Below are 13,781 nucleotides of genomic sequence, written 5' to 3' on the forward strand. Positions count from 1 at the left end.
TTATTCCCCTGCAACAGTCGCATGTTCAACGCCTGCATGAGCTTCAGAAGCAGCAGCTTCGTGTCCAACAGTAGCTGTATGATCAGCACCGTGGTAGTTGCTCATGTATTTGTTAATCACTGATTCGAACAATTTAGGTTCAACTGAAGAATAGTAAGTCACTGGGTGTGGCTTAGTAGGGTAAGGCTTCATTGCTTCAGCTAGAGCCTTCTCTTCAGGAGTAGTTGCTTTGGCAACTAAAACTTCGATCTGGTGTTTAGAACGGTTGCCGTCACGTAAGGTTGCAAATTCAGCTTGGTCTAAAACAGTTTTTTGAACCGCTTCAGGATTAACTGAAGAACCATTACCAGCTTTAACAGCAGAAACCCATTCAGCAAACTGAGCATCAGTCACAGCATGTGCACGGAAGCGCATTTGTGAGAAGCCATAACCTGAATAGTTAGAAGAGAAACCACGGAAGCCTTCAGCAGGACTAGTTTCATCAGCTAATAAGTTCAAGTGAGTTTGCATACCTGCCATAGCATAAATCTGACCACCTAACGCCGGAATGAAAAATGAGTTCATTGTGAAGTTAGATGTTAAACGAAGGCTTACAGGAGTTTTCTCAGGGAAGCGGATCTCGTTTACAGTCGCGATGCCTTGTTCAGGGTAGATGAAGATCCATTTAAATTGTTCAGCAATAACTTGAACAGTTAAAGGAGCTTTATCTGACTCGAGTGGACGGTAAGGGTCATACTTGTGGGAACCCCACCAAGTTAACCAAGCTAAAATAGCGATAATAATTACGGGAATACCCCAAACTACAACTTCAATTGCAGTCGAGTGTGCCCAAGTAGGTGCATAGTCTGCATCTTTATTTGACGCGCGATATTTCCAACCAAACCAAAGAGCCATAAGTGCTGATGGAATAACGACCAACAACATTAGGTAGATCGCAGTAAGCATGAGGTTTGACTGACCTTCAGCAACTGGACCTTTTGAGTTTAGAAGTACCATATCACCACCACACCCAGTTAAGAGTGCAGCGATCGCAGATAAAGACAATACAGCTAAAATTGTTTGTCTCATTTTACAACCTCGGTGAAGAGTCCCATTCCCTAAATTTAAAATTTGGGATAGCGAATAAAGTGTCGCATGATTGTGATTTTTTCAGACATGAAAAAACAGTCACAATGATGCGACACCGCTACGTTGTAGGGCATTATGCCTGATATCGGCAAACTAAGCTATACATAAAGATGCTTTAAATGACTGTATTAAAACCCTATTTTGCTAGTCAGGATTGTATTTTTTTTATCTAAATTTTATTTTAATTTCAATATAATGCACAAAAAAGGGATGAAAAAATCATCCCTGAATAAAAGTGAAAATTATTGGTTTATTACCTTGGTTTTTGCCAATTTGTCATGCAAGGTTTGACGCTTCTTGCCGAAAATGAAAACGGAATCGATGATTACGCTTAATGGCATTGATAAAAAGTTCAGGAAAATAAATAAAACACTGCGTAAAGTGAAGCCACGCATGAGGTTTACAGGTTGACTGGTTTCGGCATCTACAATTTTAATCTTGGTGATTTTTTTACCAATGCTTTGACCTGATTTAGCAATCAAATACGCTTGAATGAAAAGCATAATGAAGAGGTAAGCAAACATTGCAATCCAAGCTTGGTTGGGAAACATTTCAACCATTTGTGTTTGTAGTGCTTGTAAAACATTGGGGTCAGCATTTGGGGTCATCACAGCTTGCATAAACTGTTCATTCAGATTTGCAAATTGTGTCTTTTCACTTGGACTAAAAAATGCCGTTAAGATAAAAGTTGCTGGTATCCAAAGCAGTAAATCGACGATTTTCGCCAAAACACGTTTAGGAATACTAGCTAGGCTAGTTTGCTCTTGTACCGCTTGAGGCTGTGCATAGGTATTTGATGGCGTAGTTGCAGTTTGATTTGATTCGAATGCTGTTGGTGCAGTATATCCTGCAGGCATATAAACCAACTGACCTTGAGTGAGTTCACCCAAAGCTTTCCATTCGGTCATACCTTGGTGCCAAACCAAGTCCGTGAGTAACACTTGTTGGCTCGCGAGCATTTGGTTAAGTTGTTCTAAGGTGTAGGGACCAGCTTGTTGGTTATTTCGTGCCAAGTAAATCTGCATAAAACTAAAATCTCAAAAAACGTCTGTAAAAGTATAAATAAAAAAAAAGACCCACATGTGGGTCTTTTTTTAACACAGTTTATTAAGCTTGTTGAGCTTTTTCTTCAGAAAGGAAGAACCATGTGTCTAATACTGAGTCTGGGTTAAGCGAAACAGACTCAATGCCTTGTTCCATTAACCATTTAGCTAGGTCAGGGTGATCTGAAGGACCTTGACCACAAATACCTACGTATTTGCCAGCTTTACGACAAGCATGGATTGCCATTGATAGAAGTGCTTTAACGGCTGGATCACGTTCATCAAATAGGTGAGAAACGATACCAGAGTCACGGTCTAGACCGAGTGTTAACTGAGTTAAGTCGTTAGAACCGATAGAGAAACCGTCGAAATGTTCAAGGAACTGTTCAGCCAACAATGCGTTAGTTGGAAGTTCACACATCATGATCACTTTAAGACCATTTTCACCACGTTTAAGACCGTTAAGCGCTAACAATTCAATAACTCGTTTCGCTTCAGCAACAGTACGTACGAAAGGAATCATGATTTGAATGTTAGTTAAGCCCATTTCATCACGTGCTTTTTTCAGTGCGCGGCATTCAAGTTCGAAGCAGTCACGGAAGTTGTCAGACACATAACGGCTTGCACCACGGAAGCCAAGCATTGGGTTTTCTTCTTCAGGTTCGTATAACTTACCACCGATTAAGTTTGCGTATTCGTTTGACTTAAAGTCAGACATACGAACAATCACTGGTTTGTCAGCAAACGCTGCAGCAAGAGTAGAAATACCTTCAACTAGTTTTTCAACATAGAATTCGATAGGGGATGCATAACCCGCAGTACGTGACATTACAGCAGCACGAGTTTCACGTGGTAAGCTGTCAATGTTAAGCAATGCTTTAGGGTGTACACCGATCATACGGTTGATGATGAACTCAAGACGAGCAAGACCAACACCTTCGTTAGGAATTTGAGCAAAGTCAAATGCGCGGTCAGGGTTACCTACGTTCATCATGATTTTGAACGGAAGTTTAGGCATAGATTCGATAGAGTTGCGTTGGATTTCAAAGTCCAAAGAACCTTCGTAAATAAAGCCTGTGTCACCTTCAGCGCAAGACACAGTCACTTCTTGACCGTCAGTCAATACTTCAGTTGCATTACCACAACCTACGATTGCAGGGACACCAAGTTCACGTGCAATAATCGCAGCGTGACAAGTACGACCACCACGGTTAGTGACAATCGCAGCAGCACGTTTCATTACTGGTTCCCAATCTGGGTCAGTCATGTCAGATACAAGTACGTCGCCGTCTTGAACTTTGTCCATTTCTTTGATTGAAGTCACGATACGCACGCGACCAGAACCAATACGTTGACCGATTGAACGACCTTCACAAATCACATTACCTTTTTGTTTAAGAAGGTAGCGTTCCATTGTGCCTACATTTTGACGGCTCTTCACAGTTTCAGGACGTGCTTGAACGATATAGATTTGGCCATCATCGCCATCTTTCGCCCATTCGATGTCCATTGCTGAACCGTAATGGTTTTCAATGATCAATGCTTGTTTAGCAAGTTCTTGAAGTTCGTGGTCATTTAAAGCGAATTGTTGACGATCTGCTTTTTCAACGTCTACAACAACCACTGATTTACCCGCAGCACCTTCTTCACCATAAATCATTTTTTGGTGTTTAGAACCAAGGTTACGACGTAATACAGCGTGTTTTCCTGCATTTAGAAGTGGTTTAGATACATAGAATTCGTCAGGGTTAACTGCACCTTGTACAACCATTTCACCCAAGCCATAAGATGCTGTGATGAAAACTGCGTCACGGAAACCAGATTCTGTATCAAGTGTAAACATTACACCAGCAGCACCTGTTTCAGAGCGAACCATGCGTTGAACACCAGCAGATAACGCAACGACGTCATGTGCGAAGTTTTGGTGTACACGGTAAGAAATTGCGCGGTCGTTATAAAGTGAAGCAAATACTTCTTTAATCGCAACAAGGATGTTATCGATACCACGGATGTTCAAGAAAGTTTCTTGTTGGCCTGCAAATGAAGCGTCTGGTAAGTCTTCTGCAGTTGCAGATGAACGAACGGCAACCGCGATTTCAGGGTTGCCGTTTGAAAGAGCTGTGAAAGCTTCACGAATTTCTTTTTCAAGTTCAGCAGTCAGCGGAGTGTCTACAATCCATTGACGGATTTTCGCACCAGTTTCAGCAAGTGCATTTACATCGTCAACATTGAGTGCAGCAAGTTCAGCGTTAATTTTAGCGTTCAGGCCACTTTGCTCGAGGAATTCACGATATGCTTGAGCTGTAGTAGCAAAACCACCAGGAACAGATACACCAGCATTTGCGAGATGGCTGATCATTTCACCTAATGATGAGTTTTTACCGCCCACGAGTTCTACGTCGTGTTTCCCTAATTTTTCTAGACCAATTACGCGCGCTTCCAAAGTTGTTACTCCACTTTTGCAGTATTAATCACTATCTTGGCATGAAATTATAACAAATTACTTAGCATTCTAAATTTACTAAGTGACAGTCATGTAAGATGGTTTACTATAATGATTATATAGCACTAAGACAAATTTTGGAGGAGAATTTTAATGTCAGAAGGTAAACAGATTCAGCGTAGTGTTTTCTTTGTTTCGGATGGTACCGCGATTACCGCAGAAACGCTTGGTCATTCACTGTTAGCCCAGTTCCCTCATGTAGATTTTGACATTCATATTATTCCTTATATTACCTCTGAAGAAGCAGCTACAAATGTGGTTGCAGAGATCAATCTTAGAGCGCAGCAAGACGGTCAAAAGCCTTTGGTGTTTGACACCCTTGTTGACCCGTATGTACGTGACATTATTAATACGGCAGATGCAGTAAATCTTGATGTTTTTGAAGGGCTTATTAGTAAATTATCTGACGAGTTAGGCACAGCTCCTACAACTTTAGTCGGTCAAACCCATGCAGTAACAGATTCTGAGTCTTATAAAGCACGTATTGATGCGGTGCATTTTGCTTTAGATAACGATGATGGGGCACGTACTCGTCATTATGACAAAGCCGACTTAATTTTAATTGGCGTGTCACGTTCGGGTAAAACACCGACTTCCATCTATCTCTCTTTGCAATTTGGTATTCGTGTAGCGAACTATCCGTTGACAGAAGAAGACTTGGATGACAACCGTTTACCTGCAGTTTTACGTGAACATAAGCATAAGTTATTTGGCTTGATGATTGATGCAGAGCGCCTTGTAGCAATTCGTTCAGAACGTAAGGCCAATAGTCGTTATGCAAGTTTTAGTCAGTGCCAGATGGAATTACGTGCGATTGAAGGTATTTATATTTCAGAAGGAATTAAATACTTAAACGTGTCAGAAATGTCGATTGAAGAAATTTCTACACGTGTTTTACAAATGACCGGACTGAAGCGTCGCATTGGTTAAGTGTAAATTGAGCCACTTTAGTGGCTCTTCTGATGATAATAAATTACTGTATAAATTATATAAAAATAGTATTAATTTCTGGTTTGTCATACTTTTAATGAATGATAAATATTTAAGATATTGATGAAAATTTTCCTCAATATTTAGACTTAAATTTTAAGCAATTTTTGCATTCATTTGTGTACCAGTTCGATGAATTTCTTTGGCTGAAAATTTATAAAATATGGCCAAATTGACAGCACAAATCTTTTATAAAAATCCGTGTTTTGCTGTATTTTTATCTATGAATTAAGCCTGAATAATCCACTTGATATGAGTTGTATAAATACAAGATTTAGCTAATATGGTTTAATATTTAATCAATTTTTCAAAAATACTAATTTAAATGCTAAAAAAATAGGCAGAAAATAGAATAAAAAATAATCAAACAGTTGCTTTTGGATACTAAATATAAAGAAATGGCACCATTTATTTAATTGATGTGGGTGAAAAATAGTCAAATTAATAACATTCAGGCTCTAAACTCCGATATAAATTGATATTTAAACTGGATTTCAATCTGTTATTTTCCTATTAAATATAGATAACAATATAGGTAAATATCGGTTGAACATAAGCATCAATATAAATTTTTCAACTTACAGTTAAGGAGTAAATAGAGCTGTGTAAAAAAAATAAGCACTGAAAAAATTATTGGTTTGACTAATCTTCTTATAGCTATATTGATCATAATTATTCCAAGTTACACCTCTATAAACTCGCTCTATCTACAGGTGTAGTGCTGATGCATGATTTATGCAATAGAGCTGATAAAGCTATTTTCATTTATGGATTTTTAAGAATCCTTAGCCTTATCGAATGAAAGTATCCAATATAGTAGGGGATCTAGCAAAAGCCGCCAGAGATGGCTTTTGGTGTTGTGAGTTTTGATCAATCGGATAAATTATAGTAAATGTTATGTGAAAATCATTTCATTGTAATTACTTTTCTTTAGGCTGGTTAGATTCGCTGCGCACAATGACATCACACTCAAACGTATGCTCATCTAAAGCCGTGATTGAATTACTCTGAATTTTTGCAATTGGCCAAGTATTTAAGATGCAGTTTGGCTGCTGTAATGCTGCATAATAATGATCAGATTTTAGGAAGGTTTTGTTCTGAATTGCGGTATTTGGACTGAGTAAATGTCTTAACCAATGGTTCGGCACTTGATCTTCTAAAAAGCGAATCGCCAAAATACTCTTAATACGATTGCTAAATAAACGTCGATTTTTTGCAATCAGTGGATGTTGAATTAATTTATTCAATAGACGTTCAGTACGCGGTAAAACAAATTGCGGTTTGATTTGATAGACCATGATGTTATCTGCAACCTGACATAGATGATGTAGTTCAGAGACCACATGCTGATCTATCCCAATAATTGCGATTTTTTGATTCTTAAAATCATAATCTTTGATCTGTTCTGAACTGATGATCGTTCCACGAAAGTGTTCAAAATCCTCTAGATGATTATTAAAAATATGGTGGGTTGCATCCTGCTTGTTGGCCATATTTATTCCTTGTCTTTTGTTTTTTTAGTTGAGTCTTAGATAGGAATATATTCTGTGATGGGCCAGTCGGGGTAAAGCGTTTTTTCAGTCTGATGAGTCATACAATTTGTCTAGAATTGATTTGCTTGGCCCTTGTCATTTATACATTTCTAGGAGTGAACTGATTTTTTTATGCGTTGAAGTTCATCTTTCGCTCAAGCAGGTCGAAATAATGAGCGACCTGCATGAACAGCTTTTGAGATCTATAATTTTGTGAGTTTTAAAGTGGTTCATCATCTGATGAGTTATAGTCAAGCTGACTCGTGGTTGAATGTTTAAGTTCGGGTTGGTCGGTATGGGTACGTAAATAGTCCATATCACGAATATTTTTTTGTACAGCAACTGCACCAAACAGACTCATTAGGAAAGCCATCATGTAAAAACCTTTTTCACTTAATGCCAGTTCAGCATTCCATAGACCAATGGCAAGAAGTACGAGGCAAATAATGACGGATGCCCAGCACAGTCCAAAGTAGATTGCAGTGACATGCATTCCTTCTAAACGGTCACGAATGATTTTTTGTAGTGAAACCGATGAAAATAATCCATAGAGCAATAAAATGAGATAAAAGCCTTTTTCATTCAGCATCATATTTGCATTGAATAAACCTATGCAAAACACTACAGCGCCTAAAATGAGGGCACACCAACTTGCTGCGATAAATGCGGGTGTGGGTTTATTAATATATTGGCTCATCTGCTTATTTTTCTCATTGTTTTGCTTGTGTTTAATATTTATACAGGAATGAAAATGAGTAAAGCAATTATTTCGTTGAGGCAATGATGGTTTTTAAGTACAGGTTTGGTCGTTGTTAGCCGAAACCATATTATCTGTTGACTGCTATCCGTCTAAAGAACCACAAAACATGTAGTCACAATTCTGCCTTTAGACGGATTAAACGCTTGGATTAGATTATTAAGCTTAGAGTCTTAAGCGAGATCATTTTTGATTTGCATTAAACGTTCGAAGTTTTCAATGCGCTTGTCGGTATCGTAAATGTCACAGGTGAAAATAAATTCATCAACGTCATATTTGGTGAGTAGGTTTTCTAAACCTGCTCGAACGGTTGCATTTGAACCGACTTGTCCCATAGCGTAGAAATTATCAACAGACATCTTTTCTGCAGCAGACCATAAGCCTTGCATACTGTCGACTGGAGCTTTGAGTTTTAAACTTTGACCACGCATTAAACCTAAAACGCGTTGATAAGCACTCGTCGCCAGATATTCTGCTTCTTCATCTGTTTCAGCAACAACCGTTGGTACGCCCATAGAGACATAAGGTTGATCTAAATATTCGGATGCTTGGAAATTTTCACGATAGAGCTGAATTGCTTGTCCAAGCATGCGTGGTGCGAAATGTGAAGCAAAAGAATAGGGTAGACCTAAACGTGCAGCGAGTTGTGCACTGAATAGACTTGAACCTAGAAGCCATACAGGAACATGTGTATTTTGTCCCGGTGTAGCAATGATGCGCTGCTGTGGCTCAGGTGCTTTGAAGTATTGCAATATCTCAAGGACATCTTGTGGAAATTGGTCTTCGGTTTCCTGACGGCCACGGCGAAGTGCGCGCATGGTGGTTTGGTCGGTACCCGGCGCTCGACCTAAGCCGAGTTCAATGCGGCCGGGATATAACGTTTCAAGTGTGCCAAATTGTTCAGCGACAACCAACGGCGCATGGTTGGGCAACATAATCCCGCCTGAACCGAGCTTGATGGATTGTGTATTTGCTAAGAGATAACCGAGTAAAACCGCAGTTGCAGAACTTGCGATGCCATCCATATTGTGGTGTTCGGCTAACCAGAGACGCTCATAGCCAAGTTGTTCTGCTTTCTGTGTTAACTGGAGTGCATGTTTGAGTGAAAATTCGATGGTTTTATCATCTCGAACAGGTGCGAGTTCAAGTATTGAAAATTTTGTATCGGCTAGAGTGCGCATGTTTTCTCTCAGAGATCTTTATATCGAAATAATACGATATAAAACGCCTAATGTATATCGAATAAATTCGATATATTGGTTGGGCTGTGTAAAAAGTCAACTTTTGGTATATCTAAACTTTTTTTTATAAACAAAAAAAGCACCCGAAGGTGCTGATTTTTTTCATTGAAATATCTCGATTAACGTTTACCGTTTTTGTACCAACCTAAGTGACGACCATTGTCTCCACGGTAGCCTCGGTCGTTGTAGCTGTAATTATTGGTACGATAGCCACGGTTGTTATAACGACGGTCATAGCGATCATCATAACGACCATTGTAGCGGTCATCATAGCGACGGTCTTCAGACACTTTTTTACCAAGCGCAGAACCACCGGCTGAACCAAGTGCAGCACCGATATAACCACCGTTTGTGCCGCCCATGTTTTTACCTACGGTATAACCACCCGCGCCACCAAGTGCGCCACCAATGATGGCACCATTACGGTCACGTTTATTCGCTGATGCAGCAGCACCTGCACCACCACCAATTGCTGAACCAATCATTGCGCCTGTTTGGCCGCCAACTTGGTTCCCGATTGCTGCACCAACAACACCACCTAAAGCAGATGTTAATGCAGTATTGGTGCTATTACCTGCATGTGTCGCAGTCATGGTAAGCGCTGAAGCGGCAATTGCTGCACTGAATAGAATTTTATTAATTTTCATTTTTAAACTCCTTACGAAGCATGATGTTTATCTGTTGATATCAATATATGAAAACACATAGCGAATATTTGGAGCGTGATGTGAAATAAAATACGTGTTCCGTTGCTGCAATGTAAATTTTGCACTTTATTTCTACATGATTGATGACTTGGTTGGAGAGAAGGCAAATCTACATATGTATGAGCTGCAATAAATAAAGTTGTATTTATCATTTGAAAAAAGGCGATACATAAAAAAAGCACCCGAAGGTGCTCTTTTCACTATCCAATAAATTTGGACTCACTAATTTTGAATTAGTGACGACGACGGTAACGTTTTTTGTATTTACGTTCTTGCTGTTTGTCGTAAGCTTTGTCTTTAGAGATTTTATTACCTAAAGCCGCACCACCAGCAGCACCTAGTGCAGAACCAATGTAACCACCGTTTGTACCGCCCATGCTTTTACCAACGGTATAACCTGTACCGCCACCTAAAGCACCGCCGATAGCAGATTCTGTACGGTTGCGTTTATTACTTGCTACCGCAGCACCACCAGCACCACCAAGAGCGGCACCAATTGTAGCTCCGGTATTACCGCCCATGTTTTTACCAATTGCAGTACCTGCAACACTACCTAATGCACTAGCTGCAGCAACGCGTGTTGTACTATCTGCATTTGCAGACACAGTGAACATAGAAGCAGTTGCTAGAGTGGCTGTCATTAAAAGAGTATTCAGTTTCATAGTTCACTCCATGTCCTTCATAAACGCGAGGACTTTTCTTAATCATGTCGATGGCAGTAAATGTAACAAAACTATTCGCTATAAATATGGAGAGCTTTCTCTTTATTTGGTGATTTGAGTGTCTAGTTTGTATAAGTTTTATTAATATTGTGAAAAAAATGGTCGAATGCAGAAAATCTGTACGACTTTGTGGAGAAAGGTAGGAGTGATGAAGTTCACACTTTGATATTTAGGGTCATTGATAGGCCAAAAAACAATATATATGTCATTTCAGACCCATTATCGGTACACTAGCCCCATTATTTTGAATTTTGGCATATCCGTGAAAGTTTAGCGGTAGAGCCTGTGTATTGAGATTTTTTGAAAAATGAAAGAATCGTTACGTTTACGATTAGATCAGCTCTCTGACCGTCACGAAGAATTAAATGCATTACTCGCAGATGTAGAAGTCATTTCAGACAATAAACGTTTCCGTCAGTTGTCACGTGAGCATAGTGATTTATCTGAAATCACTGAAGTTTGGAAAAAATACCGTCAAGCAGAAGAAGATATTGAAACTGCTGAAGTGATGATGACGGATCCAGATTTCAAAGAAATGGCCGTTGAAGAAATTAAAGAAAATAAAGCTTTGATTGGTCAGCTTGAAGCAGACTTAAACATTCTGATGATTCCAAAAGATCCGAATGATGCGAACTCTGCCTATTTAGAAATCCGTGCCGGAACGGGTGGTGACGAAGCTGCCATTTTCTCGGGTGACTTGTATCGAATGTACAGTAAATATGCTGAATCACAAGGTTGGCGTATTGAAGTGTTGTCTGAAAATGACGGCGAACATGGCGGTTATAAAGAAGTAATTTGCCTCATCAATGGTGAAGGCGTATATGGCCGCTTAAAATTTGAAAGTGGTGCGCATCGTGTACAGCGTGTTCCTGCAACTGAGTCACAAGGTCGTGTGCATACTTCGGCATGTACTGTTGCGATTTTGCCGGAAATTGATGTAGACACCAGTGTAGAAATTAATCCTTCAGAACTACGTATTGATACCTATCGTGCATCAGGTGCGGGTGGTCAGCACATTAACAAAACTGACTCTGCTGTACGTATTACCCATATTCCAACGGGTACAGTTGTAGAATGTCAGGACGAACGTTCACAACATAAAAACAAAGCCAAAGCGATGGCGCTATTGGTTTCTCGTTTAGAAAATGCTAAACGCGCAGCGGCAGATGCAGCGACGTCTGAAATGCGTCGTGACTTGGTAGGTTCTGGTGACCGTTCTGAGCGTATTCGTACCTATAACTATCCACAAGGTCGTATGACTGATCATCGTATTAACTTAACACTGTATAAGTTAGATGCAGTGATGGAAGGTGATTTGACTGAATTGCTAGATAGTTTGCATCGTGAATATCAAGCCGATCAGTTGGCATTATTAGCACAGCAGAATGGTGGCTAATGAATATTGCACAGGCTTTGGCCTATCGTGGTGAACCTGAAAGTTATGAACGTCAGGAAAATGCGTGGTTGTTAGAGCACATCACCAAGATTGATTCTTTTGATTTAATCATGAAAAAGGATCAAGAATTGACGGCAGAACAAGAACAACTGTATGTCGACAGTCTTGATCGTATTACCGCAGGTGAGCCTTTGGCTTATGTCACAGGTTCTCAGCCATTTTGGACGCTAGATTTAAAAGTGACTAAAGATACTTTGGTACCACGTCCTGATACCGAAGTGCTCGTTGAAACTGTACTCCGTTTAGAACTTCCTGAAGATGCTCGTGTGGTGGATTTAGGAACAGGAACTGGCGCTGTAGCCTTGTCATTAGCCAGTGAACGTCCAGAGTGGTCAATTGTAGCTTCGGATATTTACGAACCTACCTTGGAAGTTGCTGAGTTTAATGCCAAAAAGCATGATCTTGAACATGTGCAGTTTGTCTTAGGTTCTTGGTTGAAACCTTTTGGACGTGCTTTCTTTGATGTAATTGTGTCAAATCCGCCGTATATCGATGTTGATGATGTACACATGAAGGATTTGGCGACAGAGCCTGAACGTGCTTTGGTTGCAGACAATCATGGACTTGCAGATCTTGAACAAATCATTCTTCAAGCCAAAAAACATTTAACCGTGAATGGTTGGGTGGTGCTCGAACATGGTTATGACCAAGGGGAAGCAGTCAGACATTTGTTCTTACAGGCTGGATATCGAAATGTTCGGACTGTAAAAGATTATGGTGGTAATGACCGTGTCAGTTTAGGTCAGTGGCAACATTGATTTGGTATTAGAGATAGTCAGAAATAAAGCGCATTGAATGCGCTTTATTTTTTTGTTTTTCAATGCACATGTGAGCATTTGTATGCGTGCATTTGCAAGTGTAGAAAATAGGTTTACTTCACCACATCTCGCCAACGTAATAGATATTGTTCTAGATATTTCATCAGGCTATCGGTGATTTTCCCTAAGAGCGCCAATAGAATAATGGCAATAATTACGATATCTGGACGTGAGGTTTCACGACCATCACTGAGCAAATAGCCAATACCTTGCGTGGCTGCAATCAACTCTGCTGCAATCATAAACATCCACGCCAAACTTAAACTATTGCGTAAGCCTGTAAGTATACCCGGTGATGCTGCAGGTAAAATAATCTCACGAATCTGTCTCAAATATTTCAAACGATAAACTTGAGCAACTTCAATGAGTTTTCGGTCTACACCTTGAATAGCTGCAACGGTATTGGTATAGGTCGGGAAAAAAGCACCTATGGCAATGAGGGTGATTTTTGAAGATTCATCAATACCTAACCATAAGAGCAGTAAGGGAATCCATGCCAAACTGGGGATGGATTTAATCGCTGAAAATGTGGGTTCTAAAAATGCTTCGGCTTGTTTGTTTAAACCGACCAAGAGTGCAAATATCAGAGCAAGTCCGCTACCAATAAAAAAGCCTAAAAATACCCGCCAAGTACTGGTCCAGATATGCTGCCAAAGTTCACCTTCAGATAACTCTATAAAGGACTGCCAAAGACTACTTGGAGCAGGGAGTAGATAGGGTTCGATAACACCATTTTTGACCAATATTTCGCATAGCAGCAATAAAACCACTGGAAGAGTTAGACCTTTTAAAATCAAGATCAACTTGGGTTTTATATGGTTTGATGAATCGGAAGCGGTCGAAACCGCTGTATCGATTTTGGGTTGAGTCACTGATGATGACAT

At 39.9% G+C, this 13,781-nt stretch carries 12 protein-coding genes; 3 read left to right on the top strand and 9 right to left on the bottom strand.

Annotated elements, in window-relative coordinates; all coding sequences use genetic code 11:
• From cyoA to ppsA, 3 genes are all read right to left on the bottom strand, one after another.
• The gene (gene cyoA / locus FTU64_RS10180; protein ID WP_078193967.1) at positions 1–1,068 is read right to left on the bottom strand and encodes a ubiquinol oxidase subunit II; all 1,068 of its coding nucleotides are present in this window, start codon (positions 1,066–1,068) and stop codon (positions 1–3) included.
• 302 nt (positions 1,069–1,370) lie between these two features.
• The gene (locus FTU64_RS10185; RefSeq protein ID WP_180005233.1) at positions 1,371–2,153 is read right to left on the bottom strand and encodes an RDD family protein; all 783 of its coding nucleotides are present in this window, start codon (positions 2,151–2,153) and stop codon (positions 1,371–1,373) included.
• Between the two features lie 82 nt (positions 2,154–2,235).
• On the bottom strand, positions 2,236–4,614 hold the full coding sequence (ppsA, locus tag FTU64_RS10190) for a phosphoenolpyruvate synthase (protein ID WP_078188577.1): 2,379 nt from the start codon (positions 4,612–4,614) through the stop codon (positions 2,236–2,238).
• Positions 4,615–4,767: 153 nt separating this feature from the next.
• On the opposite strand from ppsA, the gene FTU64_RS10195 reads away from it, so the two are divergent.
• Positions 4,768–5,604 (top strand): pyruvate, water dikinase regulatory protein, encoded by an 837-nt coding sequence (locus FTU64_RS10195; protein ID WP_168377735.1) that lies wholly within the window; start codon positions 4,768–4,770, stop codon positions 5,602–5,604.
• Positions 5,605–6,584: 980 nt separating this feature from the next.
• Here FTU64_RS10195 and FTU64_RS10200 read toward each other — a convergent pair.
• The 5 genes from FTU64_RS10200 to FTU64_RS10220 all read right to left on the bottom strand — a co-directional run bounded on the left by FTU64_RS10200 (position 6,585) and on the right by FTU64_RS10220 (position 10,563).
• Positions 6,585–7,157 carry a flavoprotein gene (locus FTU64_RS10200; RefSeq protein ID WP_180004943.1) on the bottom strand — a complete coding sequence of 191 codons (573 nt, stop codon included), beginning with the start codon at positions 7,155–7,157 and terminating at the stop codon, positions 6,585–6,587.
• A gap of 259 nt (positions 7,158–7,416) precedes the next feature.
• Positions 7,417–7,893 (bottom strand): inner membrane protein YiaA, encoded by a 477-nt coding sequence (gene yiaA, locus FTU64_RS10205; RefSeq protein WP_180007913.1) that lies wholly within the window; start codon positions 7,891–7,893, stop codon positions 7,417–7,419.
• 233 nt (positions 7,894–8,126) lie between these two features.
• The gene (locus FTU64_RS10210) at positions 8,127–9,134 is read right to left on the bottom strand and encodes an LLM class flavin-dependent oxidoreductase (protein ID WP_180055894.1); all 1,008 of its coding nucleotides are present in this window, start codon (positions 9,132–9,134) and stop codon (positions 8,127–8,129) included.
• 179 nt (positions 9,135–9,313) lie between these two features.
• Positions 9,314–9,841, bottom strand: coding sequence for a hypothetical protein (locus tag FTU64_RS10215; protein ID WP_168377731.1), 528 nt, complete (start codon positions 9,839–9,841; stop codon positions 9,314–9,316).
• Between the two features lie 293 nt (positions 9,842–10,134).
• Positions 10,135–10,563: a glycine zipper domain-containing protein gene (locus FTU64_RS10220; RefSeq protein WP_078188571.1), complete on the bottom strand. Its 429-nt coding sequence runs from the start codon at positions 10,561–10,563 to the stop codon at positions 10,135–10,137.
• A gap of 367 nt (positions 10,564–10,930) precedes the next feature.
• Here FTU64_RS10220 and prfA point away from each other — a divergent pair, with 367 nt between their 5' ends.
• Both prfA and prmC read left to right on the top strand, forming a co-directional pair.
• Entirely contained in the window at positions 10,931–12,019 is a 1,089-nt protein-coding gene (gene prfA, locus FTU64_RS10225; protein WP_078188570.1) for a peptide chain release factor 1, read from the top strand.
• Positions 12,019–12,837 (top strand): peptide chain release factor N(5)-glutamine methyltransferase, encoded by an 819-nt coding sequence (gene prmC, locus FTU64_RS10230; protein WP_180055895.1) that lies wholly within the window; start codon positions 12,019–12,021, stop codon positions 12,835–12,837. Before prfA ends, prmC begins: the two co-directional genes overlap by 1 nt.
• Positions 12,838–12,950: 113 nt before the next feature.
• Here prmC and FTU64_RS10235 read toward each other — a convergent pair whose 3' ends face one another.
• Entirely contained in the window at positions 12,951–13,781 is an 831-nt protein-coding gene (locus tag FTU64_RS10235; protein WP_180055896.1) for an ABC transporter permease, read from the bottom strand.

It is taken from the genome of Acinetobacter sp. YH12128 (assembly GCF_013418655.1).
Classification (GTDB): Bacteria; Pseudomonadota; Gammaproteobacteria; order Pseudomonadales; family Moraxellaceae; genus Acinetobacter; species Acinetobacter amyesii.